The 23,535-nt window shown below is 72.7% G+C and carries 24 protein-coding genes and 1 pseudogene; 15 read left to right on the top strand and 10 right to left on the bottom strand.

Annotated features, from left to right (window positions below):
- Positions 1-4 precede the first annotated feature (4 nt).
- Positions 5-778 carry an MBL fold metallo-hydrolase gene (locus ACZ561_RS12595; protein WP_470993182.1) on the bottom strand — a complete coding sequence of 258 codons (774 nt, stop codon included), beginning with the start codon at positions 776-778 and terminating at the stop codon, positions 5-7.
- Between the two features lie 310 nt (positions 779-1,088).
- Here ACZ561_RS12595 and ACZ561_RS12600 point away from each other — a divergent pair, with 310 nt between their 5' ends.
- The 6 genes from ACZ561_RS12600 to ACZ561_RS12625 all read left to right on the top strand — a co-directional run bounded on the left by ACZ561_RS12600 (position 1,089) and on the right by ACZ561_RS12625 (position 7,970).
- Positions 1,089-1,493: a recombinase family protein gene (locus tag ACZ561_RS12600; protein WP_376430611.1), complete on the top strand. Its 405-nt coding sequence runs from the start codon at positions 1,089-1,091 to the stop codon at positions 1,491-1,493.
- Between the two features lie 100 nt (positions 1,494-1,593).
- Positions 1,594-3,723, top strand: coding sequence for a phage holin family protein (locus ACZ561_RS12605; RefSeq protein WP_470993184.1), 2,130 nt, complete (start codon positions 1,594-1,596; stop codon positions 3,721-3,723).
- 78 nt (positions 3,724-3,801) lie between these two features.
- On the top strand, positions 3,802-5,241 hold the full coding sequence (locus ACZ561_RS12610; RefSeq protein ID WP_470993186.1) for an amino acid permease: 1,440 nt from the start codon (positions 3,802-3,804) through the stop codon (positions 5,239-5,241).
- 387 nt (positions 5,242-5,628) lie between these two features.
- Complete coding sequence (locus ACZ561_RS12615) at positions 5,629-5,934, top strand: hypothetical protein (RefSeq protein ID WP_470993189.1); 306 nt, start codon at positions 5,629-5,631, stop codon at positions 5,932-5,934.
- A 52-nt stretch (positions 5,935-5,986) separates the two neighbouring features.
- Entirely contained in the window at positions 5,987-6,127 is a 141-nt protein-coding gene (locus ACZ561_RS12620; RefSeq protein WP_470993192.1) for a hypothetical protein, read from the top strand.
- A 37-nt stretch (positions 6,128-6,164) separates the two neighbouring features.
- Positions 6,165-7,970 (top strand): alpha/beta hydrolase, encoded by a 1,806-nt coding sequence (locus ACZ561_RS12625; RefSeq protein ID WP_470993195.1) that lies wholly within the window; start codon positions 6,165-6,167, stop codon positions 7,968-7,970.
- A 33-nt stretch (positions 7,971-8,003) separates the two neighbouring features.
- On the opposite strand, the gene ACZ561_RS12630 is transcribed toward ACZ561_RS12625, so the two are convergent.
- The gene (locus tag ACZ561_RS12630) at positions 8,004-9,209 is read right to left on the bottom strand and encodes a low temperature requirement protein A (protein ID WP_470993197.1); all 1,206 of its coding nucleotides are present in this window, start codon (positions 9,207-9,209) and stop codon (positions 8,004-8,006) included.
- Between the two features lie 714 nt (positions 9,210-9,923).
- On the opposite strand from ACZ561_RS12630, the gene ACZ561_RS12635 reads away from it, so the two are divergent.
- A complete protein-coding gene (locus tag ACZ561_RS12635) occupies positions 9,924-10,154 on the top strand; it encodes a hypothetical protein (protein ID WP_470993200.1) in 231 nt (76 codons plus the stop codon).
- The gene (locus ACZ561_RS12640) at positions 10,151-10,297 is read left to right on the top strand and encodes a hypothetical protein (RefSeq protein ID WP_470993203.1); all 147 of its coding nucleotides are present in this window, start codon (positions 10,151-10,153) and stop codon (positions 10,295-10,297) included. The genes ACZ561_RS12635 and ACZ561_RS12640 overlap by 4 nt, the downstream gene beginning before the upstream one ends.
- A gap of 351 nt (positions 10,298-10,648) precedes the next feature.
- Here ACZ561_RS12640 and ACZ561_RS12645 read toward each other — a convergent pair whose 3' ends face one another.
- Positions 10,649-10,903 (bottom strand): DUF6332 family protein, encoded by a 255-nt coding sequence (locus ACZ561_RS12645; RefSeq protein WP_376430602.1) that lies wholly within the window; start codon positions 10,901-10,903, stop codon positions 10,649-10,651.
- 192 nt (positions 10,904-11,095) lie between these two features.
- On the opposite strand from ACZ561_RS12645, the gene ACZ561_RS12650 reads away from it, so the two are divergent.
- Both ACZ561_RS12650 and ACZ561_RS12655 read left to right on the top strand, forming a co-directional pair.
- The gene (locus ACZ561_RS12650) at positions 11,096-11,293 is read left to right on the top strand and encodes a hypothetical protein (protein ID WP_470993206.1); all 198 of its coding nucleotides are present in this window, start codon (positions 11,096-11,098) and stop codon (positions 11,291-11,293) included.
- A gap of 356 nt (positions 11,294-11,649) precedes the next feature.
- A complete protein-coding gene (locus ACZ561_RS12655; protein WP_470993209.1) occupies positions 11,650-12,066 on the top strand; it encodes a hypothetical protein in 417 nt (138 codons plus the stop codon).
- Here ACZ561_RS12655 and ACZ561_RS12660 read toward each other — a convergent pair.
- Positions 12,056-12,865 (bottom strand): helix-turn-helix domain-containing protein, encoded by an 810-nt coding sequence (locus ACZ561_RS12660; RefSeq protein WP_470993213.1) that lies wholly within the window; start codon positions 12,863-12,865, stop codon positions 12,056-12,058. The genes ACZ561_RS12655 and ACZ561_RS12660 overlap by 11 nt on opposite strands.
- Positions 12,866-12,956: 91 nt before the next feature.
- Between ACZ561_RS12660 and ACZ561_RS12665 the strand changes: the two genes are divergently transcribed.
- Together ACZ561_RS12665 and ACZ561_RS12670 are read left to right on the top strand one after the other, a co-directional pair.
- Positions 12,957-13,262: a 4a-hydroxytetrahydrobiopterin dehydratase gene (locus ACZ561_RS12665; RefSeq protein WP_385146622.1), complete on the top strand. Its 306-nt coding sequence runs from the start codon at positions 12,957-12,959 to the stop codon at positions 13,260-13,262.
- Positions 13,263-13,299: 37 nt separating this feature from the next.
- Positions 13,300-14,043 carry a class I SAM-dependent methyltransferase gene (locus ACZ561_RS12670; RefSeq protein WP_470994412.1) on the top strand — a complete coding sequence of 248 codons (744 nt, stop codon included), beginning with the start codon at positions 13,300-13,302 and terminating at the stop codon, positions 14,041-14,043.
- Here ACZ561_RS12670 and ACZ561_RS12675 read toward each other — a convergent pair.
- Positions 14,030-14,512, bottom strand: a complete 483-nt coding sequence (locus ACZ561_RS12675; protein WP_470993216.1) for a hypothetical protein — start codon at positions 14,510-14,512, stop codon at positions 14,030-14,032. The genes ACZ561_RS12670 and ACZ561_RS12675 overlap by 14 nt on opposite strands.
- Positions 14,513-14,551: 39 nt before the next feature.
- On the opposite strand from ACZ561_RS12675, the gene ACZ561_RS12680 reads away from it, so the two are divergent.
- Positions 14,552-15,544, top strand: coding sequence for a helix-turn-helix transcriptional regulator (locus tag ACZ561_RS12680; RefSeq protein ID WP_470993219.1), 993 nt, complete (start codon positions 14,552-14,554; stop codon positions 15,542-15,544).
- On the opposite strand, the gene ACZ561_RS12685 is transcribed toward ACZ561_RS12680, so the two are convergent.
- Entirely contained in the window at positions 15,501-16,334 is an 834-nt protein-coding gene (locus ACZ561_RS12685; RefSeq protein ID WP_470993222.1) for an NmrA family NAD(P)-binding protein, read from the bottom strand. The genes ACZ561_RS12680 and ACZ561_RS12685 overlap by 44 nt on opposite strands.
- A gap of 83 nt (positions 16,335-16,417) precedes the next feature.
- Between ACZ561_RS12685 and ACZ561_RS12690 the strand changes: the two are divergent.
- Together ACZ561_RS12690 and ACZ561_RS12695 are read left to right on the top strand one after the other, a co-directional pair.
- Positions 16,418-17,349: pseudogene (locus ACZ561_RS12690) on the top strand (AraC family transcriptional regulator).
- A gap of 61 nt (positions 17,350-17,410) precedes the next feature.
- Positions 17,411-18,271 carry a class I SAM-dependent methyltransferase gene (locus ACZ561_RS12695; RefSeq protein WP_470993225.1) on the top strand — a complete coding sequence of 287 codons (861 nt, stop codon included), beginning with the start codon at positions 17,411-17,413 and terminating at the stop codon, positions 18,269-18,271.
- Between the two features lie 15 nt (positions 18,272-18,286).
- On the opposite strand, the gene ACZ561_RS12700 is transcribed toward ACZ561_RS12695, so the two are convergent.
- From ACZ561_RS12700 to ACZ561_RS12715, 4 genes are all read right to left on the bottom strand, one after another.
- Positions 18,287-18,751 carry an RICIN domain-containing protein gene (locus ACZ561_RS12700; RefSeq protein ID WP_470993227.1) on the bottom strand — a complete coding sequence of 155 codons (465 nt, stop codon included), beginning with the start codon at positions 18,749-18,751 and terminating at the stop codon, positions 18,287-18,289.
- A 95-nt stretch (positions 18,752-18,846) separates the two neighbouring features.
- Complete coding sequence (locus tag ACZ561_RS12705; RefSeq protein WP_470994415.1) at positions 18,847-19,641, bottom strand: aldo/keto reductase; 795 nt, start codon at positions 19,639-19,641, stop codon at positions 18,847-18,849.
- Between the two features lie 100 nt (positions 19,642-19,741).
- Entirely contained in the window at positions 19,742-20,539 is a 798-nt protein-coding gene (locus ACZ561_RS12710; protein ID WP_470993230.1) for an ABC transporter ATP-binding protein, read from the bottom strand.
- Positions 20,536-23,529 carry an ABC transporter permease subunit gene (locus ACZ561_RS12715; protein WP_470993233.1) on the bottom strand — a complete coding sequence of 998 codons (2,994 nt, stop codon included), beginning with the start codon at positions 23,527-23,529 and terminating at the stop codon, positions 20,536-20,538. The genes ACZ561_RS12710 and ACZ561_RS12715 overlap by 4 nt, the downstream gene beginning before the upstream one ends.
- Between the last annotated feature and the right edge of the window lie 6 nt (positions 23,530-23,535).

Consider the following 23,535-nt stretch of genomic DNA (forward strand, 5'->3'; position numbering starts at 1 on the left):
TCGATCACCGGGCGACCTCGGGCCGCACCCGTTCGCCGTGGCCGAGCAGATGCACCGCCACCTTCGGCGCGAGCCGCGCCGCGTGCCGCACGAACTCGTCGCCCGGCGCGTGGAACTCGTGCGGCCGGATCGCGTCCATCCCGATCGGCCAGTACGTGCCGTAGTGCACCGGCACCGCCGCCGCGGGGGAGAGCGCCGCGAGCGCCTGCGCCGCCCGCCCCGCGTCGAGGTGTCCGTGCCCCAGATACGGCCCCCAGCCGCCGACCGGCAGCAGCGCCACGTCCACCGGGCCGACCGCCTCGGCCATCCCGTCGAAGAGACCGGTGTCGCCGGCGAAGTACGTCCGCACCGCACCCTCGACGACGTACCCGAGCGCGGGGGAGCGGTGCGGCCCCACCGGAAGCCGTCGGCCGTCGTGCAGCGCCGGGACGGCCCGTACGGTCACGCCCTCCACCGTCACCGCGTCGCCCGGCTCCAGCTCCGTCAGCCGCAGACCCCGGCCGTCGAGCCTCCGCAGCCCCGCCACGGCTCCCGGTGCGCCGCGCGGAACGATCAGCCGCGTCCCGGGCGCGAGCCGGGCCAGCGAGGGCAGATGCAGATGGTCGGCGTGCAGATGGGAGACGAGTACCGCCTCGGCGGCCGCGGCCTCGGGCGGCGGCAGCGCACCGCGGCGCCGCCGCAGATGCGCGAGCCGGCGGGCGAACAGCGGGTCGGTGAGGAACCGGACCCCCGAGTCCTCGACCGTGCAGGTGGCATGACCCCACCAGGTGACCTCCACCGGTACGCCGCCCTTCCGCCCGAGTCGATGCGCTGATACCGAGGGTAGATGTCCCCAGCGGTCGACGCGGGGCGTCCGATGCCGGTCGCGGGGGTAGCCATCGTGGAGCAAGGCGATGGGAGCCGTGGTGAGCACGATGGGGACGACCTGCCATTCGGCGCAGTGTCCGCGCTGCGGGGGCGTGCTGGCCGTGACCCAGGACGGCTGGCAGATCTGTCACACCTGTGGCTACTCCTCGCCACCGTGAGGCCCGGGGGCGCCGGGAGGGGACGCACTCCTCGCCCGAGCCGGTTCGGAGTAGGGTCGGTCCATGGACGACGTTCGGGTGGCGGCGATCGCCAGCCTCACCCCGCTCGAGGAACTCGACAGCGACCCCTTCCTGGTCGACACACGCAGCCAGCACGAGATGTGCGGCCGTTGGGCCCACCACAAGGGCTACGTCGTGTCGAGACAACTGCTCTGCTACGGGATCCGGCCCGACCACGCCGCGCTCTGGGCCGATGTGGACGCCGGACACGTCGACCTCTTCGTCGCCCCGAACGAACGGGTCCTCGCACGGGCGTTGACCGATGTGCCGGCGTTCTTCGCGGAGTGCGAGCGACGGGGCGTACGACTGGAGACCGCGGGTCTCGACGAGCCGGTGTACGACGCCGCGGCCAAGGCCGATGTGCACCGCCGCCTCTCCATGCCCACCGCCGGTTACGACGGCTGTTAGTGCCGTCCTCCGCTGTCACGCGCGCCCTTTCCCGCCCTGACCGCGCCCTCGGGTGATGTGCCACGCTTGAGGCAGGAAACGGGCGAAAGGTGAACCACGCGTGGGTGACGGGCGATGGCGTACCGCCGGCCGCTGGCGGACCGCGGGGAGCGCGCTGGTGCGGGTGGTCGTGGTCTGGGCGGTGTCGACCCTGACGATGCTCGCCCTGGCCGGACTGCTGCCCGACTTCCAACTCCAGTCCGACGACGGCGACAGCGTCACCCGCACCGCGCTCACCGCCGCCTGGGGCGCCGGAGCGTTCGGTCTGCTCGGTGCGCTGGTGTGGCCCGTGATCGTCCGGGCGCTGCTGCTCGTACCGGCCCTGGTCCTCGGCCTGTTGGTGTTCTTCCTCAACGGCTCCCTGCTGCTGATCGCGCTCTGGCTCATCCCCGACGGGCGCGGCGCCGCCGACCCCGAGACCGCCGTCGTGGTCGCCGCCGTGATGTCGGCCGTCGCCTCGGCCACCTCCACCGGTCTCGCGGTCCGCGACGACGACGCCTACCGCCGTCGTCTCTACCGGCTCGCCGACCGCAAACGCCCCCGGGCCGTGACCGGGGGTCCCGAACCCGTCCCCGGCACGCTCTTCCTGCAACTCGACGGCGTCGGGCACCGGGTGCTCCGCGACGCCGTCGCGGACGGGCTGATGCCCACCGTCGCCGACTGGCTCGACAGCTCCCACCGGCTCACCCCCTGGCGCACCGACTGGTCCAGCCAGACCGGCGCCAGCCAGCTCGGCATCCTCCACGGCTCCAACGAGGACGTGCCCGCCTTCCGCTGGTACGAGAAGGAGACCGGCCGGCTGATGGTCTCCAACCGTCCCGCGAGCGCCGTCGAACTCCAGCGGCGCGCCATCGAGCGGACCGGGGACGGCGGGCTGCTCACCGTCGACGGCGCCTCCCGCGGCAACCTCTTCAGCGGCGGCGCCGACCAGCTCGCCCTCGTCCTGTCGATGGCCGCCCGCCGCGGTCGCCGCAACCGCTCGCGCGCCGGCTACTTCACCTACTTCTCCGACCCCGCCAACGCCGTCCGTACGGCCGGCTCGTTCGTCGCCGAGGCCGCGCGCGAGGTGGTCCAGTCGATCAGGGCACGGCTGCGCAAGGAGACCCCGAGGGTCTCGCGCGGCGGCACCTACCCCCTCATCCGGGCCTTCGCCACCGTCGTGGAGCGCGACGTCGTCGTCGCCGCGGTCATCGGGGACATGCTGGCCGGACGGACCGCCGTCTATGCCGACCTCGTCGCCTACGACGAGGTGGCCCACCACTCCGGCCCGCACGGCCACGACACCGACCGCGTCCTCGCCCGGCTCGACCGCACCCTCGCGCTGATCGCCAAGGTCGCCGAGCACGCGCCCCGCCCGTACCGGATCGTGCTCCTCTCCGACCACGGCCAGAGCTCCGGCGAGACCTTCGAGGGCGCCTACGGGCTCACCCTGCGGGATCTCGTACGCGCCGGATGCGGGCTGCCCGTGCCGCGCCGGGTCCGGCGCACGCGCAGCGGCTCGGAGGCCAGGGACGCCGCTCGCGACGCGCTGCGCAGCGCGCTGCACCGACCGGTGGACGAGGACGGGGGAGTGGTGCCCGACAAGGCCGGGCCCGTCGTGCTCGCCTCCGGCAACCTGGGCCTGATCTCCTTCCCCGGGGTGCCGCACCGGATGACCCGCGAGGAGATAGAGCGCCGTCACCCCGCGCTGCTGCGCACCCTCGCCAACCACCCCGGCATCGGCTTCCTGCTGGTCGCGAGCGCCGAGCACGGTTCGGTCGTACTCGGCCGGGACGGCGCGGAGGTGCCGGTCGCCGAACTCGCCGACGACGGGCCGCTCGCGGTCTTCGGGCGGGGCGCGGCGGACGCGGTACGGCGCACGGACGGGTTCCCGCACGTCGCCGACATCATGGTCAACTCGATGTACGACCCGGCGACGGGCACCGTGCACGCCTTCGAGGAGCAGATCGGTTCGCACGGCGGGCTCGGGGGCGAGCAGTCGCGCCCCTTCCTGCTCTCGCCCGTGGACTTCTCCGCGCCGGTAGGGGCCGGGGCGGAACTCGTGGGCGCGGAGCAGGTCCACCGGGTGCTGCGCCGCTGGCTGCGGGAGTGCGTGGGGCCGCAGGTGCCGCTGGAGATTTCCCCGCCCACAAGCGATGCGGAAGCGTTTCTTCCGGTCGAGGATGCCGTCGCACCGGACAAAAACAACTGATTTGGTGGGGCGTCTCACCTGCCGGACCATGGTCGGGTTTGCACGACGAGAGGCGCACCACCCCCCATGAGCACGGCCATGTCCGAACAGTCCGCAGAAGAGACCAAGCACGCCCGGCGATTCGGACTACCGATCGCCACCGCCCTGGTCATGGGCAACATCATCGGCGGCGGAATCTTCCTGCTCCCCGCCTCCGTCGCCCCCTTCGGCACGATCAGCCTGGTCGCCTTCGGCGTCCTCACCCTGGGCGCGATCGCCCTCGCCCTCGTCTTCGGCCGGCTCGCCCACCGCCACCCGCAGACCGGCGGCCCGTACGTCTACGCCCGCGCCGCCTTCGGCGACTTCGCCGGATTCCTCGCGGCCTGGTCGTACTGGATCACCGCCTGGGTCTCCAACGCGGCCCTCGCCGTGGCCGCCGTCGGCTACCTCGACGTGCTGGTCCCCGTCCACGAGTCGAAGCTCGCCACCATCGCCGCTGCGCTCACGCTCCAGTGGCTGCCGGCGCTCGCCAATCTCGCCGGGACCCGGTACGTGGGGGCGGTGCAGCTCGTCGCGACCGTCCTCAAGTTCGTCCCGCTCCTGCTGGTCGCCGTCGGCGGACTGTTCTTCTTCGACAGCGCCAACCTCGGACCGTTCCAGGCCGGCGAGGGCGGTGCGCTCGGCGCGGTCTCCGCATCCGCCGCGATCCTGCTCTTCAGCTACCTCGGCGTCGAGTCGGCGGCCGTCAGCGCGGGTGAGGTCCGCGATCCCCGGCGCAACGTCGGCCGCGCCAGCGTCCTCGGCACCCTGGGCGCCGCCGCGATCTACCTCCTCGGCACGCTCGCCGTCTTCGGCACGGTCGCGCACGACCGGCTCGTCGAATCCTCCGCGCCGTTCTCGGACGCCGTGAACGCCATGTTCGGAGGCTCGTGGGGCGGCACCGCCATCGCCTGCATGGCCCTTGTCTCCATGCTCGGCGCGCTCAACGGCTGGACCCTGCTGAGCGCCCAGACCCCCTACGCGGCGGCGCGCGACGGACTCTTCCCGAAGGTCTTCGCCCAGAAGCGGCGCGGCGTCCCGACGGTCGGTGTGATCGTCACCGTCGTCCTCGCCTCGCTGCTGACGGTCTACAACTACACGGTCGGCACCGAGGGCGTCTTCGAGATCCTCGTCCTCGTCACCACCTTCACCGCCACCGTCCCGTACCTGCTGTCCACCGCCGCCCAGATCTACTTCCTGCTCTCCGGCCGGTCCGAGCGCGTCGACCGCGCCCGGCTGATCCGCGACGGTGTCCTGGCCGCAGCCGCCTTCGGCTTCTCCATGTGGCTCGTAGCGGGCTCGGGATACGCGGCGGTGTACCAGGGCGTGCTGTTCCTCTTCGCGGGTGTGCTCGTGTATGCGTGGATGTCGGCCCGCAAGGTAAGGCGGGGGACCGAGCCGACCGCGCCGGTGCCGAGTCCCGACTCCGTCTCCGTGCCGGGTCCGACGCGGGCCACCGACGGCGCGTCCGAGCGCGTGAATTCCGGCGCCTCCGCGTAGGCCGCCCGGGCGGAATCACCGCCCGCCCCGGCACGTCCGGCCCGGCACGGGGCAGTACGCATCTCCGTGAGCCCTGCTCCCTTGCCGCCCACCGAACCCGCCGTCCCGGCGGGCGAGCCGGTGCGCGACACGGCCGAGAACGGCGCATCCTGCATGGGCGCCGTTCCCGGACCCGGCGCACCCTGCGTGGGAGCCCCTGCCGGATACGGCGCACCCTGCGTGGGCGCCCCTGCCGGGCATGGCGCACCCCACGCGGGCGCCGCTCCTGGACCCGGCGCACCCTGCGTGGGCGCCCCTGCCGGACACGGCGTACCCAGTGCAGACGCCTCGGCCGGGCCCACCACCCGCAGGCGACGGAGCTCCGGAGCAGCAGCCCTGGGGCGGGTCGTGGTTCCGGTGCTGCTCGTGCTGGCCGCCCTCTTCGGGGCGTACGGCGGCGGAGGCCCCGGAGCCACCGAGATGCTGCCCGCCGCTTCCGGCGCGGCCGACCCCGGCGCGGAGACCCACGAGGCGGGCGAGGCCGAGGCCGCCGCCCCGGCCTCCCGGAACCGCTCGCGCCACGGAGCCGCACCCCGCGACATCGGTCGGCGTCGCGGACCGACGGGTTCCGGCATCGCCGTCGGGGCACCCACACCCGTACCCGCACCGAGCCCGCGCGACGACGCCCTGCGATGTGTGGTGATGCGCTGCTGAGAGGCCCGTACCTCTCGCAGCCCCTCACCCCCCCACCGCAAGGAGCTTCGCCATGCCCGTCGACCCCTTCGCCGTCCTCCGCGCCCTGCTGCGTGCCGAGGCCGCCCGCAACGCACGCGGCGCGGCCGCCGAACCGGAACGCACCCCGGCCCGCGGGTCGGAACCCGCCCGCGAGGAGCGTCCCGCCCACTAGGACCGGGCCGGCGGGCGGAGTTGCGGAGCGGTGCGCCGTGGACGAGGATCATCCGATGATCTCGGCCGACCGGCACACCGCCCCCGATCGGCCCGCCGGCCCCGCCGACCGGCTGAAGCCGTTCGGCATACCGCTCCTCGCCGTCGCCCAACACCCCTACTGGGACCGCCCCGACCCCTCGTACCTGATCCGCCGCTGGCCCGATCTCACCGCGCTCTGCGTCGCCACGTTCTTCTTCTGGTCCTCCCTCACGCCCTCGCTCGTCCCACGCCCTTGGTACCTCCAGGGGCTCGTCGGCGGCATCACCGCCGCCATCGGCTACGCACTCGGCTCCGTCCTCGCCTGGCTGTTCCGGGCGCTCGTACCTCGGCGCCCGGGGCAGCGTGCGCGGAGCAGGTGCTGGCAGGTGTACTGGGTTGTCGCCCCCGTCGCCTCGATCTGGCTGATCTCCGAGAGCGCCCAGACGCAGCGTCAGCTCCGGGTCCTGCAAGGTCTGCCGCCCGCCGTCACCTGGCACACCCCGGTGATCGCGCTGATGGCGATCGGGCTCTGGCTCGCGCTCCTCCTCGTCGCCCGCGCCGTCCGCCTCGGCTCCGCCAAGCTGATCCGGCTGCTGGGCCGGCTCCTGCCCAAGCCCGTCGCCTTCGCGGTGGGGGCGGTGCTCTCCACCCTCGTCGTGCTCGTCGGCGTCCGGGACGTGGTCTTCGACCGGGGGATCATCGACGTCGCCGACCGGATCGCCGAGGCCACCAACGGCGGCACGAAGGACGGCATCCACCCACCCGTCTCGCGGTACGTCTCCGGCGGCCCGGGCTCCCTGCTCCGCTGGCAGAACCTCGGCAACCAGGGCCGCAACTTCACCGGTGCCGTACCGACCCGCGACCGGATCACCGCCTGGAGCGGGCGCCCCGCCCTCGACCCGGTCCGCGTCTACATCCCCTCCGCGGTGCCCGCCGCCTTCGAGGACGAGAGCCCCTTCAGGGCACAGGCCTCACTCGCCGTACGCGAGCTGGAACGCACCGGCGCCTTCGACCGCCGGGTGCTCGTCATCGCCGGCACCACCGGCACCGGCTGGGTGAACCCGAACGTCGCCGAGCCGCTGGAGTACATGTACGGCGGCGATACCGCGATCGTCGCCGTCCAGTACTCGTACCTGCCCAGCTGGGTCTCCTTCCTCGTCGACAAGGAGAAGGCGGGCCAGGCCACCCGGGAACTCGTCCGGGCGGTGCGCGCCCGCCTCGACGCGCTTCCCGCCGAGGCCCGGCCCAAGCTCCTCGTGACCGGCGAGAGTCTCGGCGCCTACGCCGTCGAGGCCTCCTTCGACGGCCCCGACGACCTGCTCGCCCGGACCGACGGGGCACTGCTCCTCGGTACCCCCAACTTCTCCCCGACGTCCCAGGAGATCCGCCGCGACCGCGACCCGGGCAGCCCGGTGTGGCGCCCGCAGTACGAGGGCGGTGCGCAGGTGCGGTTCGCGCAGTTCCCGCGGGCTGACCTCGCCCGGCCCCCCGCCCGCTGGGAGTGGCCCCGCGCGGTCTATCTGCAGAACGCCTCGGACCCGATCGTCTGGTGGTCGCCGGAGCTCCTCCTGGAGCGTCCCGAGTGGCTCGACCACCCGCTCGGCCCGGACATCACGCCCGAGATCGACTGGTTCCCCTTCGTCGCCTTCTGGCAGACCTCGATCGACATGGCCGTCTCGTACGGGGTGCAGGCCCCGCACGGCCACCGCTACGGCGCGGGCGCCGTCGACGGATGGGCGGCGATCGCCCCGCCCGAGGGCTGGACGGCCGCGGACACCACCCGGCTGCGCACCTTCATCCAGCACCGCAGAGCCGCGTACTGAGTCCGGGGGCCGGAGAGCTGATCCGCCCCGCCTTCAGCCGGCTTCCTGGAGGCTCTTCCCCGCGGTGCCCCTGCCGTGCAGGGTGACCAGCGTCGTCAGACCGGCGGCGAGGAGGACCAGTGCCACCAGGGCCGGGACCAGACCGACGAGAGCGCCGGCCGCCAACGCGCACACCCCGCCCACGGCGAGGACCGTCGGCCGGCGGCCGGAGGTGCGCATCACGATCGCGGCGCCGCCGAGCAGGAAGACGCCGACGCCGCCCGTCAGCGACCAGGCCACGACGCCGTGCAGCGGCTCGGAGAGTCCGTAGTGGCCGGTGTCCGCGACCTGTTGCAGGACCTTCTTCATCCCGAGCGCGCACAGCACCACACCCGCGACCAGCGGAAGGTGCAGGAAGGTGTACACGTCCCGGGCGAACCGGGTCCGCTCGTCGCCCTCCAGCGCCTCCAGCCGATGCTCGGCCCCCTCCGCGAGCCGCCGGAAGTACAGCGCCCAGAGCGCGGCCGAGAGCAGCAGCCCGGCCGCGGCGGCGCCCAGGACCGCGACCGTGATCGGGAACCCGGACACTCCCACGCCCATCGCCACGATCGACTCGCCGAGCGCGATGATGACGATCAGCCCGTGCCGCTCGGAGAAGTGCCCGGGGGACTGGACCCGCCAGCCGGAGGCTCCCGTGACGTAGATCCCGCCGTAGTCGATGACCACCGCGCCCAGCCACAGCAGGAGTTGGACCTTGCCCGTGTACGCGGAGCCGATCAGCAGCAGCACCAGCGGCGGCGCCACGGACAGCAGCGCCGTGCGGCGCAGGGTGGCCCGCAGGGCGGTGTCGTCGGGGCTGGAGATCCAGTACGAGACCAGATGGAGCGTGCGCACGGCGCCGTAACAGAGCACGAAGAGGAGCGGGGCCGAGAGCCCGCCGGGTGCGTCCGCGAACACCTCGGGCACCACGAGCGACACGATGAAGACGACGGCCATCACGACGACGAGCACCGCGAACAGGGCGCCGGAGTCGGCCCGTACGACATTGCCCAGCCAGGCGAAGCAGCACCAGCACCACCACAGCAGCGCGAGTACGATCATCGCGCCGACCACCCGCATCGCCGACGGATCGGCGGCCATCAGCGCCGTGACCTGAGTGATCGCGTAGACGAACACCAGGTCGAAGAAGAGTTCCGCGGGTGTCACCCGATGGTCGTCCCCGGCCGCGACCATCCGCGCCCGGTCCTTGCGCCGTGCCATGTGAACTCCCCGCGTCCTCGGTGCGGCCCCCGCCGCCACGGCGCGAACAATACCCACGCCCCGACGGCGGCGAAGCGATCTCCGGGATTGGGCACCTCTGACGACCTGCCCGACCGGTGATCGTGCTGCCTGTTGCCGTCGGGCGCCCCTGGCGGCAGCGCGGGAGGTTCGTACGATGCGGCCTTCTGATACGCCAGTAGGTTGATCCTGCCGCGCTTCTCTCAAGTCCGATGATCTGCGGGTCGATGCCGCAAGGGGAATTGAAGATCGTTCCGGAAGCACACGCTTCTGGTTCCTCAAGGAGCACACATGATTTCTGATCGCGGGCACAGGACGACGCTCGGTCCCCTCCCCAGGAGAGGGAAGTGGGCTGCCGGCGGCGCGATGGCATCGCTGGTTCTCGTGATGCTGGGCTTCAGCAGCCCTGCGACGGCGACCGCTGCCCACCAGTCGGCGGCCTCGGTGAGCCAGGCGGGCCCGGAACCCAAGGACTGCAGGGAGCACTGGCACGACGCGTGCGAGGACTGGGGCCACGCTGTCGGTCCTACCGGGCCTGCGGGACCGACCGGTCCGGCCGGAGCCACTGGGCCCACGGGTGCGACCGGGCCGACAGGCCCGCAGGGAGACCCGGGTACGCCAGGCGCGACGGGCCCTGCCGGTGCCACAGGTGCAACTGGCGACACGGGCCCGGCCGGTTCGGCGGGTGAGCGCGAGGTGGTCACCCTGACCGAAGGCATTGACGTGGGCGGCGGCCTCACTCGTACTCCGGTATGCCCGGAGGGGCTGGAGCCCGTCTCGGGCGGCGCACAGTCGGGCACTACAGCGACGGTGATCGGCCAGTCGTATCCCAATGCGGACGCCAACGGCTGGACCACCAGCGTGACGAACAACTTCCCTGTCCCCCTCGACGTGACCTGGTACTCGGTCTGCGAAACGCCTGCATGAGGCGCACGGGTGGCGCCGGGCACGACGCCACAAGCCGTTTCACCGTCGGGGACAAGGACTTCACCCTGCTCAACCGCTCCACCGACTGCGGCACGTTCGCCGAAGAAGCGAACACCGCCGACCCGGATCGCACCGTCGGCTGACCACGCGGCTCCCCCGCTTCCGGCGACGGTGAAGCGGGGGCCGGCCGTACTGCCCTGTCACGGGGCACTGACGGCCGGGAAGCCTCGGCATTGCCTCGCACCGACACCCTGCTCCTGGCGGCATCGTCCCAGCATGTGAAGCCCGTGGGGATCGTGACCGACGGGCAGGGGCCAAACAGGGAGCCGCCGAACAGCTTCCAGGCCTAGGCCCAGGGGACAGGTTGTCGGTGCGGCGCGGGAGAGCCTCCGCGTGACAATGCGGGGGTCTTGAGCGAGTCCCTCAACTCATCCGGCACTAGCCGCACAACAATCCCCTCGGCAGGCTGTCGACCCCAAGAAGGAGGCCCGCAGTCAGCGACCCTTACGGCGCTGGGCGTCGAAGCGACGCAGTACCCGCACCAAACGCCACACTCCGGCCGCCGCTCCGAGCAGCGCACCCCCCGTCAATGTGCCCTTTCCCGCTGGACCAGAGATGCCAAGAGCCAGTGCGGGAGCCAGAGCGATGGCAAAGACCGCCGCAGCCAGAGCAACAGCAGTCACCAGAGCGAAAACGATCTCCACCGTCATTGCGTCCTTCTCCCACCGCGACTCGCGCCCCATGTCCATGCTGCAAGTCTCACATCACGGTCAAGCAATGGAACTCAGACCGAGCAGCACCCGAGCTCTCCCTCGCCCAGGCACGCGAACCAATTGAGATGCTCAACTCCGACGGCAGGGGCAGGCGCTGACATCGCCGGGTAGATTCACGGTGACTTGCGCGACGACGGGTTTCGCCACCGCTGCCGACAACGCGGACCGGTGGAGGACCCCGACCACTGGCGCATGGTGGTCGAGACGCAGGAAGGGGAGTGGCACGAGGCCCCCGGCCCCTTCACCGAGTTCCTCCTGAGCTGCGTCGAAGGCCCGCACCGCCCGTCCTTCCTGGGGCGCTACCGGCCCGGCCCGACCCTGCGCTACCACCCGGAGTCCGAGGACGGCCCAGACCACCCCCGGTGAGCACCCGTCGGATACCTGGACACCCGGCACGTCCGCCATGAACCGGCCGCCGGCGGTCGTCGTTCCGCGGTACGGAGACCTTGCCGACGACGTCATGAGACAGCGCATCGAACAGGGAGCCACCTACGGCGACGTCCAGCGGACGAAGGCGAACTTCGGCGGACATCGTGGCCCCCCGGCGCAGGGGCGACCGGGCTCCCGGCCAAAGCCCCGAGCCGCCCCCCATTACCTCCCACGTAATCGACCCGCGCCGAGCGCGGCGGCATCGTGGTGTTCACCGGGACTCGGGCGGCGCACTCCGGCCGAGTTCCGGTCCCACCTACCCGCAGACCCATCCCCACGGAGGGTGATCCGTCATGTCCCAGGCCCTGCTCGCCGGTCTCTCCCGCACCACCCAGCCGCAGTCGATGGTGCGCCGGTTCCTCGCGCTCGACGCCGTCGTCACCGGCGGCAACGGACTCGCCTACCTCGCCGCCTCCGGGCCGCTGGGCGAGCTGCTCGGCCTCGACTCCGCGCTGCTGCTCGAACTCGGCCTCCTCCTCACCCTGTACGCGGTGGGCGTCGCCTGGCTCGCGGGCCGCACACAGCCGCCCGCCCTCGGCGTCAAGCTCGTGATCGACATCAACGCCCTCTGGGCCGTCCTGAGCGTCGTCGCCCTCGTCGCCTGGCTGGAGCCCTCCACCGCCGGGCTGGTCTGGGTCCCGATGCAGGCCGCCGTCGTCGCCGCGTTCGCCGGACTCCAGTGGTCGGCACTGCGCGCCACTACCCCCTGAGCGACCGCAGGTACGAGACCGTCGCCGGGTCGGCCGGGAGCAGCGTCTCGATGGCCAGCTCGGCGACCGTCACATCCATCGGGGTGTTGAAGGTCGAGATCGACGACACGAACGACAGGACCCGCCCGTCGTGTTCGATCCGCAGCGGCAGCGCGAAGTACGGGTACGACTCCGGGTCCTCCCGGTCGTCGGGGGCCGCGGTGCCCGACGGCAGCGGGTACGCCACCACCTCCTCGTACAGCCTCCGCAGCGGCTCCGAGCGGGACAGCGCGATCTGCCGCTCCATCTGGGCCAGCAGATGGCCCCGCCACTCCCGCAGGTTCCTGATCCGCGGCGCGAGCCCCTCCGGATGCAGCGTGATCCGCATCGCGTTCAGCGGCGGGGTGAGCAGATGCTCCGCCACGCCGGACAGCAGCACGCCGATGCTCTCGTTCGCCGCCACCACCGTGTACGCGCCGTCCACGACGAGCGCCGGATACGGGTCGTACCCGCGCAGCAGCTGTTCGATGCCTTCCCGCAGGGTTTCCAGACGCGGGTCGTCGAGCGTCGACTCCTGGTACCGCGGGGCGTACCCGGCCGCGAGCAGCAGCGCGTTGCGCTCCCTGACCGGCACGTCCAGGTGCTCGGAGAGGCGCAGGATCATCTCCTCGCTCGGCCGGGCGCGACCCGTCTCGATGAAGGAGATGTGCCGGGCCGAGGAATCGGCACGCAGCGCCAGCTCCAACTGGCTCAGCCGCCGCTGTTCGCGCCAGCCGCGCAGCAGCGGTCCCACTCCCCGGTCCGTCGCGACTGTTGTCATGCCCCGACGGTATCCCAGGTGTCGGCCCGGGTATCGAGTCCCCGGGACCGTATCGTCACGGTCAGCAACCCCGACCGGAGGGAGTACGGACATGCCCACAGAGCCGCTGTCGCAGAAGGAGATCGAGGACCGCCTGCGAGAGCTCCCCGGCTGGTCCCTGACGGACGACCGGATCACCCGCACCTACCGTCTCGGCGACCACTTCGCGGCCACCGCGATGGTCGTCCACGTGGCGCAGATCCAGCAGGAGCTCGACCACCACTCCGATCTGACGCTGGGTTACAACACCGTCGCCGTGTCCGTGAACACCCACTCCGCCGGACCCGCGGTCACGGAGAAGGACTTCGAGCTGGCCACCCGGGTCGAGACCATCGCTCCCGGGCACGGGGCGAGCTGACCCTCCACCAACTAGGCTCTCCGGCATGGGGGAGACCTTGCTGGACTACGACGCCGAGGCGGACCGCTACGACGAGACGCGCGGCGGTGTGCCTCGCGCGCGGGCGGCGGCGGACGCCGTCCTGCGCCTCGTCCCGCCCGGTGCCCGCACGCTGCTCGACCTCGCCTGCGGCACCGGTCTCGTCACCGAGCGGCTCACCCGGCCGGGCCTGCGCGTGTACGGCGCCGACGCCGCGCCCGGGATGGCCCACAGGGCAGGGCGGCGCCTACCGGGCGGCGTCGTTCTCGCCGACGCCCGGCGGCTGCCCCTCCCGGACGCCTCCGTCGACGCGGTCAGCGCCGTGTGGCTGCTGCACCTGGTCCCGTTCTCGGACGCGATCGTCGCCGAGGCCGCCCGTGTGCTGCGGCCCGGCGGCGTCCTGATAGCCACGGTCGACAAGGACGCCGCCCACGACGTCGGCAGCGACATCGACACCGTCCTCGCCCCTCACCGTTCGTACGAGAAGAGCTCCGACCGGGCCGACCGGATCACGGCCCGCGCCGCCGCGCTCGGCCTCGAACCGGCCGGCGCCACCCGTTTCACCGGCCACGACCAGGGCAACACCCCCCGCGGCACCGTGGAGAAGCTGCGCCGCCGCTACTTCGCCTCGTGGTTCGACGGCTCCCCGGAGACGACGGCCGCGCTCATGGCCGAACTCGCCGCGCTGCCGGACCAGGACCGCCCCCGTGACGACCCCGAATACCGGCTGGTGTCCTACCGGCGGCCCGTCAGACGCGACTGAAGTCCATCACCCAATTCGTCACCCACGGCCCGTCGTCGAGGGCGAACGCCTGCTCCCAACGGGCGGTGGTGGACGAGATCCCCGACCAGCGGAAGCGCACCCGCACCGCCTTGCCCCCGTAGACGTCCACGCCGTGGAACTCACCGGTGCCGTCCTCGGACCAGCGGCCCCTGACCGGCGGATCCAGGCGGCCCGTCCGGCTGTTGGACCAGTTCAAAGTCCACTCGTCCGTCTCCGGCTCGTACAGCCGCAGCGTCAGCCCGCTGAACCCCTTCGAGGGGAAGACGATCTCGTCGACATGGGCCCGGCCGTCCCAGAAGAGCCGGCCCGTGGTGTGGCCGTCGAACTCCTCCCAACCGCTGTCGGGATCGATGAAGTCGGCGAGGCGGCGATTGCGGACGTGCCAGTCGCCGTCGAGGAAGGAGAAGCCGTGCGTCGGGGTGGGCAGAGGGGTCTCTGTGGAAGTCATGGCTGGACCGTAGAGGGGCTTCACTGACATCTTGTGTCAGTGAAGTCCAGTCGGCTCATCTCCGTCCTTCTGCTGCTCCAGACCCGGGGCCGGATGACCGCCGCCCAGCTCGCCGAAGAGCTGGAGGTGTCCGTTCGCACGATCTACCGCGACATCGAGTCCCTGCACGCGGCAGGGGTGCCGCTCTACGGCGACGCGGGCCACTCCGGCGGCTACCAGCTGCTCGCCGGCCACCGCTCCCGGCTGACCGATCTGTACACGGCGGAGGCCGAGGCGCTCTTCCTCGCCGGGATTCCCGGGGCCGCGGCCGAACTCGGTCTCGGTGAGCACTTCGTGGACGCCCAGCTCAAGCTGCGGGCCTCCCTGCCGGCGCCGCTGCGCGAGCATGTCGACCGGCTGCGGGCCCGGTTCCACATCGACGCACCCGGCTGGTACGCGGAGGACACCGACGCACCCTTCCTGCCCGAGGTCGCCGAGGCCGTACGGGCCGGCCGGGTCCTCGCCGTCCGCTACCGCCGCTGGAGGGAACCCACCGACGTCGACCGGCGCCTCGAACCGTACGGACTCGTCCTCAAGGCCGGCCGCTGGTACCTGGTCGCCGGTCCCGGGCCGCGCACCTACCGGGTCGACCAGATCCTCGAAGTCGACGTCACCGGCGAGGAGTTCGAGATCCCTGCGGACTTCTCGCTGACCGCGTACTGGACGGACCACCAGGCCGCCTTCCATGCCCGGCTCCACCGCGGCGACGCACTCGTCCGGCTCTCCCCGGACGGCGCTGGACGCCTCACGGGCGAAGCCGCCCGGGCCCTCGCCGCGACCGGCTCCCCGGAGCCGGACGGCTGGACCCGCGCCATCCTCCCCATCGAATCCCTCACCCACGCCCACGACACCTTCCTCGCCCTCGGCGCGGAGATCGAGGTTCTCGAACCCGCCGAACTCCGCGCCCGGATCACCGGGACCGTCGCCCGCATGGCGGCCCACTACGGAGCTACGCCCCCGGCGCCTGCCACGCCTCCGTCGCGAAGGCCGTGAAGTCGCGCGGCTCGCGGCCAAGGACCCGCTTCACCCCGTCCGTCACCGACGCGTTGTGGCCGTCGAGCAGCATCGAGAAGAGCGCCGAGAGCCACTGCGCGTCGGGCTCGGGCAGCCCGAACCGCTGAAGCAGGGAGGCGTATTCGCTCTCGCTCATCGGGACGTACGTGACCTCACGGCCCGAGGCGCGGGAGATCGCCGCCGCCGCCTCCGCGAACGTCAGCAGCCGCGGACCGGTCAGCTCATGGACCGCCCCCGCGTGGCCGTCGCCGCCCAGGGTCTCGACGATCACCTCCGCCAGATCGTCGGCGTGGATGAACGGCTCGGCCGTGTCACCCGCCGGGAACGCGATGGTGCCCGCCGCGACGCCCTCCGCCATCGCGCCCTCGTTGAAGTTCTGCGCGAAGAACGACGCCCGTACGACGGTCAGTTCCGCCCCGGACTCGCGCAGCCCCTCCTCCGCCTGGACCGCCGCAGGCTCGCCGCGCCCGGACAGCAGCGTCAACCGCCGCACCCCGTTCGCCACGGCCAGTTCGCCGAGGGTCCGCATCGCCTCCACCGCGCCCGGCGCGGCGAGGTCCGGATAGTAGTTCACGTACGCGGCGTCCGCGCCCCGCAGCGCCGGAGCCCAGGTGCTCACATCCTCCCAGTCGAAGCGGGTCGTACCGGAGCGCGAGCCCGCCCGGACGGTCGCGCCGCGGGCCGCGAGGAGCTCCGCCACCCGTCGGCCCGTCTTGCCGGTCGCGCTCGTCACCAGAACCGTCTGCGTGTCGTTCGTGTTCGTCGTCATGTCCTCAAGACTCGCGGGCCCGCGGCCTACTTCCCATGCTCCACCGACTCACTCCCATACGCGTCCGTCTAGGCTTGGCGCTCATGGACGCTCTCGCCGGACTCCTCGACGGACCGCGGGCCAAAGGGGCCTTCCTGCTCCGGATGATCATGGAGTCGCCGTGGTCGGTACGGATCGAGGACCGCGCACCGCTCTGCCTGATGTGCGTCACGGAGGGCGAGGCCTGGATCGTCCCCGCGCTGAGCGAGCCCGTCCTGCTGCGGCCCGGCGACATCGCCATCGCCCGCGGCCCCGAGCCGTACATCGTCGCCGACGCCCCGGACGCCCCGCCGCGGGCGGTGATCGGCCCCGGCGGCGTCTGCACCACCCTGAGCGGCGAGCCGCTCGCCGAAGCCATGCACCTCGGCGTACGGAGCTGGGGCAACGCCCTCGACGGCTCCACCACCGTGCTCGTCGGCACCTACCAGATGGACGGCGAGGTCAGCCGGCGGCTGCTCGACGCGCTGCCGGACCTGCTGCACCTGCCCGCCGACGTGTGGAATTGCCCCCTCATGCCCTTCCTCGACGAGGAGATCTCCCGCGACGACCCGGGCAGAGCGTCGTTCTCGACCGGGTCCTCGACCTGCTCCTGATCGCCGTGGTCCGGGCCTGGTTCTCCCGGCCGGGAGCACAGGCCCCCGCCTGGTACCGCGCCATGGCCGACCCCGTCGTCGGCCCTGCCCTGAGGCTGCTCCAGAACGACCCGGCCCACCCCTGGACCGTTGCCTCGCTGGCGGCCGAGGCGGGCGCGTCGCGGGCCGGACTCGCGCGCCGGTTCACCGAGCTCGTCGGCGAGCCGCCGATGGCGTACCTCACCGGCTGGCGCCTCGCGCTCGCCGCCGATCTGCTGCGCGAGACGGACGCGACCATCGAGTCCGTGGCCCGGCAGGTGGGCTACAGCAGCGCGTTCGCGCTCAGTGCCTCCTTCAAGAGGGTACGGGGGGTCAGCCCGCAGGAGCACCGCCGACGGGATTGAATCCGTTGCCGGAACGGCAACTTTTCTCGCGTTTCCCGGGTGCCGGACGCAGGCTGGCACCATGACTCACCACCACAGCACGCACCTCGACTGGGCCGCGATGGCACCGCTCATGGAGCGCCAGGCCGAACTCCACAGCCCCCTCTACACCCGGGCCGCCGCGTGGCTCGGCGAGCTCGTCCCGGCCGTCGGCGTCCGCCGGATCCTCGACGTCGGCAGCGGCCCCGGTGTCGTGTCCACCCTGCTCGCCGAGGCCTTCCCGGCCGCGGAAGTGGTCGCCGTGGACGCGTCCCCGGAGCTCCTGGAGATCGCCCGTGGCCGCGCCGAGGCCCGCGGCCTGGCCGGCCGGGTCACCACCCTGCGCGCCGAACTCCCGGCGGACTTCGACTCCTTGGGCGACGCCGACCTGATCTGGGCCGGCAACTCCACCCACCACATCGGTGACCAGCGGGCCGCCCTCGCCTCCTTCGCCGGCCTGCTGCGGCCCGGAGGCCTGATCGCCCTCGTCGAGGGCGGGCTCTACGCCCGTCATCTGCCCGCGAACATCGGCTTCGGCCGGTCCGGCCTGGAGACCCGGATCGAGGCCGCGCACGCCGACTGGTTCGCCGAGATGCGGGCCGAACTGCCGGACAGCAAGGACGAGCCGGACGACTGGCGGGCGCTGCTCGGGGCCGCCGGCCTCACGCCCAGCGGCACCCGTTCGTTCCTCACCGACGTCCCGGCCCCCGTGCCCGCCGTCGTACGCGAGCAGATCGTCGCGCACTTCACGCGCCTGCGGCACCCGATCGGTGAGCGGGTCGACGCCGAGGACGCGGCCGCCCTCGACCGGCTGCTCGACCCGGCGGACCCGCTCTCCCTGCACCGGCGCACGGACCTCTTCCACCTGTCGGCCTCGACCGTCCACACCGCCCGCAAGGGCTGAGCGGCGCCCCGAGGGTCAGGACAACGGCTCCAACCGCCACCACTGGGACGGCGAGTCGGTGTCCTCCCACTGCCGGACATTGGCACCGTCGTCCATCGAGCCGTCCTCGACCTCCAAGAGCAGTCCGCTGATGAAACTCACCAGCGCGACCGTCCCGGGCGACTGGAGGTCCTGCTCGATGATCCACTCCTGCGCGCCGAAGTTGTTCGCCTTCCACTGCTGGACGTTGGCGCCGTTCTCCGTCGAGGCGTTCGCCACGTCGAGCCGCTTGCCGCCGGCCGCGTTGACCAGGTGGTAGAGGCCGCTGCCGTTCGGGACGGCAGTGATGTGCCAGTGCTGGCCGGGTGAACCGTTCTCCTTGCCCTGCTGGACGTTCGCGCCGCTGCGGGTCGAGCCCTGGTACACCTCCAGGAGCAGCCCGCTGGCCACGTTCCGTACCCGGTAGAGGCCTTCCTCGACCGGTGCGGGCGAACCGCTCACTGTCCGTACTCCTTGTCCGTGGCCGGCCACCGGGGCGGTCGACCACCGGGGCATGGGAGAGGGCCGGCCCGATACCGGGCCGGCCCTCCGCGCGCTCAGGCGCCGACTCTGAACTCGGCCGGGTTCGGCCCGAGACGCCGGTTCTCGTCGAGGACGGCGATCGCGGCCATGTCCTCGGCGTCCAGCTCGAAGCCGAACACGTCGATGTTCTCCTGGATACGGGACGGGGTCACCGACTTCGGGATCACCACGTTCCCCACCTGCAGGTGCCAGCGCAGCACCACCTGGGCCGGGGTGCGGCCGTGCTTCTGCGCGACGGCGACGATCGCCGGAACCTCCAGGAGGCCCTTGCCCTGCCCCAGCGGCGACCAGGCCTCGGTGGCGATGCCGTGCGCGGCGTGGGCCTCGCGCGACGCCGCCTGCTGGAGGTGCGGGTGCAGCTCGATCTGGTTGACGGCGGGGACGATCGAGGTCTCGCCGATCAGCCGCTCCAGGTGCTCCGGAAGGAAGTTGGAGACACCGATCGCCTTCGCCCGGCTGTCGGCGTAGATCTTCTCGAACGCCCTGTACGTGTCGACGTACGCGTCCTTCGTCGGCACCGGCCAGTGGATCAGGTACAGGTCGACGTAGTCCAGACCCAGCTTGTCGAGGGAGGCGTCGAAGGCCCGCAGGGTCGAGTCGTGGCCCTGCTCGCTGTTCCAGAGCTTCGTGGTGACGAAAAGCTCCTCGCGAGCGACGCCGGACGCGGCGATCGCCTTTCCGGTGCCCGTCTCGTTCTGGTAGATCGCGGCGGTGTCGATGGAGCGGTAGCCCGCCTCCAGAGCCGTGGTCACCGCGCGCGTCGCCTCGTCGTCCGGCACCTGCCAGACACCGAATCCGAGCTGCGGCATCTCCACGCCGTTGTTCAGGGTGAGGGAAGGGACCTTGTTGTCCGTGCTCACGTGCGGTCGATCCTAACGTCGTCGGGTGGTACTCCCACGGTCAACCATCTCAGACCCCATGGCATTCCTCGGAGCCCGGAGGCGTCTGCGGATGTACCCCGGGAACGGCGCCGGGAACCATGCCGGGCGCCGCGCCGAGATAGGCCTCCCTCACGGCCGGGTCCGCACGCACCTCGGCGGCCGTCCCCTCGGCGAGGACCCGGCCGAGGTCCAGGACCACCACGCGTGCGCACAGCTCCATCACGAAGGCCACGTTGTGCTCGACCAACAGCACCGCGCAGTTCTCCTCCTCGGCCATGTGCCGGACGACAGCGGCGAGTTGACGGCGCTCCTCCGCGGTCGTGCCGGAGGCCGGCTCGTCGAGGAGGAGCACGCGGGGCGGGTCGGCGAGCGCCCGGGCGAGCTCGACCATGCGGGCCTGCCCGACGGGCAGCGCCCCGGCATACGACTCCGCGAGCGCGTCGAGCCCGCACTCACGGAGCACGGCGGCGGCCCGCTCCCGATGGCGGCGCGTACCGCCCGGCCGCCAGTCCTGGGCGACCACGAGGTTGTCGGTCACCGTCAGCTGTCCGAAGAGCTGCTGGCGCTGGAAGGTCCGGCGGATGCCGTGGCGGGCCCGCCACACGGGGGAGCGGCGGGTGATGTCCTCTCCCGCGAACGCGATGGATCCGCCGTCCGGCCGCCGGATCCCGGACAGGACGTCGAAGAGCGTGGTCTTGCCGGCGCCGTTCGGCCCGATGAGGCCGCAGACCTCACCGGGGCGTACGGAGATCGTCACGTCGCGCAGGGCGTGGACGCCGCCGAAGCGGACGTCGATCCCGGCCGCGTGGAGCACCGCACGTGTCATCGGTGGACCCCCGTTCCCAGATAGGCGTCGGCGAGTCGGCCCGTGTCCACCTCGGAGCGCGGCCCGTACCAGGCGATCCCGCCCTGCGAGAGATAGGCGACGGTGTCGGCGATGCCGAGCACCTCGGCCGCCTTCTCCTCGACCAGGAGCAGGGCCGTGCCGCTCGCCCGCAGTTCGGTGAGGAGGCGGAAGACCTCGTCCACGAGGCGGGGCGCGAGCCCGAGGGAGGGTTCGTCGGCGACGAGGACCGCGGGCGGGCGGTGGAGGAGCGGGGCGAGCGCGAGGAGCTGCTGCTCGCCGCCGGAGAGGGAGCCGGCGGCGACGGAGCGACGGGCGGCGAGCGCGGGGAAGCGGGTGTACACCGCGTCGCGGTCCTCGGGCGCGGGTAGCTGGAGGGCCAGGTTCTCCTCGATGGAGAGCCCGGCGAAGATCCCCCGCCCCTCGGGTGCGAGCCGCACCCCGCGCCGGGCACGGGCGACCGCCGTGTCGCGGTCGGCGTCCTCCCCGCGTACGCGTACATGCCCTTCGGCGGGCCGCAGGAGCCCCGCGGCCACCCGGCACACGGTGGACTTCCCGGCCCCGTTCGGTCCGAGCAGCACCAGCGTCTCCCCGGCGCGCACCCCGAGATCCACCCCGTGCAGCACGGCCGCGCCGCCGTAGCCTGCGTGGATGCCGCGCAGTTCGAGCGCGGGCGGCGACGCGGCGGCTGCCAAGGCCATCACCTTGGCGCCGACGACGGACGGCTCCGCGGCCCGTGCGGCGGCCTCCGCCCGCTCTGAGTCGCCCGCGTCCTGCGGCGTGCGAGCCGGTGAGTCCGTCGTCGGCGCGGCGTCCGCGGTGCGTGCGGCTGCCCGAGCCGTCTCCCCGGCGTTCGCGGTCCGCGGCGCGAGAGCCGGTGCGTCCGTCGCAAGCCCGGCTGCCCCCGCCGTCTCCGCCGCGCTCGGCGTCCGCGGCGCGCGAGGCGGTGGCCCCGTCGTCCCGGCCGTCTGCCCCGCGCGCGGTGCGGGCAGCCCCACCACGGCCGCGTCCGCGCCGCCCGGCGTGAGGCCCGCGCTCTCCGGCCGACGGGAGCCTCCCCGTGCCCCGCCCCGGCGGGCGGCTCGACGGGACGGCAGGGCCGCGCAGTACCCGTCCGGGTCGTTCGCGAGGGCCAGGCCCGCCAGGCCGAAGAGGATCACCGGCAGGTGCGCGGACTCCGTCACGTACGTCGCCATCAGATGCGGCACCACCGCGAAGACCAGCCCTGCCACCACCGCGAACTGCGGCCGCCGCACCCCCGCCGCGACCACCACCGCCAGCCACACCAGACCGGTCATCGCCGTGAAGTCCGTCGCCGTGATCCGGGTGTTGTACGAGGCGTACAGCACGCCACCGAAGCCCGCGAGGGCCGCCGACACCGTGAAGACCAGGAGCTTCGTCCGCACCACCGAAACGCCCGACGCCGACGCGGCCTCCGGCGCCGAGCGGACCGCCAGGACCGCCCGGCCCCACCGGGAGCCGCGCAGCCAGGTCAGCAGCCACACGACCGCCGCGCACAGCAGGACCAGAGCCACTCCCAGCGCCCGGTCGTCGCCGAGGTCCACCGGGCCGAGGACGGGGCGCGGGATCTCCCAGCCCGTGTCCCCGTTCCGCAACCACCCCACCTGGAACAGCACCTGGTCCGCCAGGAACGCGAGGGCCAGCGTGGCCAGCGCCAGCGACCGGCCCCCCAGCCGCAGCGCGGGCAGCGCGACCACCGCGCCGAGCAGCGCGGCCGCGACCGTGCCGACCGCCGCCGCGGCCACGAAGGGCCAGCCACGGCTCATCAGCAGCCCCGCCACCAGCGCCGCGCCCGTCACGAACGTCGCCTGGGCGAGCGACACCATCGCACCGAGGCCCGTGACCACCGTGAACGACATGAAGACCAGCCCGATCGCGAGACCCTGGGCCAGGATCCCGCTCCAGAACGGCGTGGTCACCGTGTAGAACGCCGTGGCGAGCAGCCCGCCGGCGACGATCCACACGCCCCACCGGCGGCCCCGGCCCTTCCCGGCGAGATAGTCGACCGGCGGTGGATCCGCGGCGGCGGTGCCCGCCGCTCGCCGGCGCCGCGCCAGGACGACGAGGCCGCCGAAGAGGATCAGGAACGGCACCGCGGTACGGAACCCGGTGATGTCCTCGGCGAACGACGCGTACCCGGCCACGAGGTTCTGAAGCACCCCGAGCCCGAGGCCGCCCGCGAACGCGAGCGGCACCGATACGAAGCGCCCGAGCACCGCCGCGGTCGCGGAGACGAACAGGAACAGCGTGTAGTCGTGGGCGGAGAGCCCGAGGAGAGGGGTCGCGAGGACCCCGGCGAGGCCCGCGAGACCCGACGACAGCATCCACGCGATCGAGGACAGCCGGTCCGCGCTGATGCCCCGCAGCTCCGTCAGGGAGCGGTTGTCGACGGCGGCCCGCAGCTGGAGCCCGAGCCGGGTGTGCCGCATCAGCACCCACAGCCCGGTCGCCACGAGCGCCGTCGCGATCCAGGTGATCAGCTGGTCGGAGTCGATGCCGACGCCGTCGAGGGGCTGCCAGGACACCGCCGGGCTCGGGCCGACACCGGGCAGCCCGAACTGGTTCTCGGCGGGCTGGACCGGGGCGCCGGCCCGCTCCAGGAGCTCGACCACCCAGAGGCCGGCCGCCGGCAGCGCGACCAGCAGACCGATCGTGGCCACGATCTGCGCCGTCTCGCCGACCCGGGCCAGCTTCCGGAACATCAGCCGGTCCAGTCCCCAGCCCAGTGCGGGCGCGACGACGCACACGAGCAGCAGCGCCGTCGGTACGGCGGGCCAGCCGAAGCCGGAGTGGAGCTCGTAGAAGGTCAGCGCGCACAGATAGGCGGTGGCCCCGTGCGCGAAGTTGAAGAGTCCGGAGGCGGAGTACGACAGCACGAGCCCGGTCGCGAGCAGCGCGTACAGCGCGCCCGAGACCAGACCGCTCAGCACGAAGCCCAGCAGGTCACCCACGCGAGG

The sequence above is a fragment of the Streptomyces sp. NPDC039609 genome (assembly GCF_055596705.1).

What these genes read in the sequence shown, in the direction of transcription:
- ACZ561_RS12630 (WP_470993197.1), bottom strand. Translation starts at nt 9,209, where the DNA reads ATGGCACGGCGCAAGGACCGGGCGCGGATGGTCGCGGCCGGGGACGAC.
- ACZ561_RS12675 (WP_470993216.1), bottom strand. Translation starts at nt 14,512, where the DNA reads ATGACTTCCACAGAGACCCCTCTGCCCACCCCGACGCACGGCTTCTCC.
- ACZ561_RS12640 (WP_470993203.1), top strand. Translation starts at nt 10,151, where the DNA reads ATGAGGCGCACGGGTGGCGCCGGGCACGACGCCACAAGCCGTTTCACC.
- ACZ561_RS12600 (WP_376430611.1), top strand. Translation starts at nt 1,089, where the DNA reads ATGGACGACGTTCGGGTGGCGGCGATCGCCAGCCTCACCCCGCTCGAG.
- ACZ561_RS12665 (WP_385146622.1), top strand. Translation starts at nt 12,957, where the DNA reads ATGCCCACAGAGCCGCTGTCGCAGAAGGAGATCGAGGACCGCCTGCGA.
- ACZ561_RS12695 (WP_470993225.1), top strand. Translation starts at nt 17,411, where the DNA reads ATGACTCACCACCACAGCACGCACCTCGACTGGGCCGCGATGGCACCG.
- ACZ561_RS12705 (WP_470994415.1), bottom strand. Translation starts at nt 19,641, where the DNA reads ATGCCGCAGCTCGGATTCGGTGTCTGGCAGGTGCCGGACGACGAGGCG.
- ACZ561_RS12685 (WP_470993222.1), bottom strand. Translation starts at nt 16,334, where the DNA reads ATGACGACGAACACGAACGACACGCAGACGGTTCTGGTGACGAGCGCG.
- ACZ561_RS12645 (WP_376430602.1), bottom strand. Translation starts at nt 10,903, where the DNA reads ATGGACATGGGGCGCGAGTCGCGGTGGGAGAAGGACGCAATGACGGTG.
- ACZ561_RS12710 (WP_470993230.1), bottom strand. Translation starts at nt 20,539, where the DNA reads ATGACACGTGCGGTGCTCCACGCGGCCGGGATCGACGTCCGCTTCGGC.
- ACZ561_RS12620 (WP_470993192.1), top strand. Translation starts at nt 5,987, where the DNA reads ATGCCCGTCGACCCCTTCGCCGTCCTCCGCGCCCTGCTGCGTGCCGAG.
- ACZ561_RS12655 (WP_470993209.1), top strand. Translation starts at nt 11,650, where the DNA reads ATGTCCCAGGCCCTGCTCGCCGGTCTCTCCCGCACCACCCAGCCGCAG.
- ACZ561_RS12610 (WP_470993186.1), top strand. Translation starts at nt 3,802, where the DNA reads ATGTCCGAACAGTCCGCAGAAGAGACCAAGCACGCCCGGCGATTCGGA.
- ACZ561_RS12660 (WP_470993213.1), bottom strand. Translation starts at nt 12,865, where the DNA reads ATGACAACAGTCGCGACGGACCGGGGAGTGGGACCGCTGCTGCGCGGC.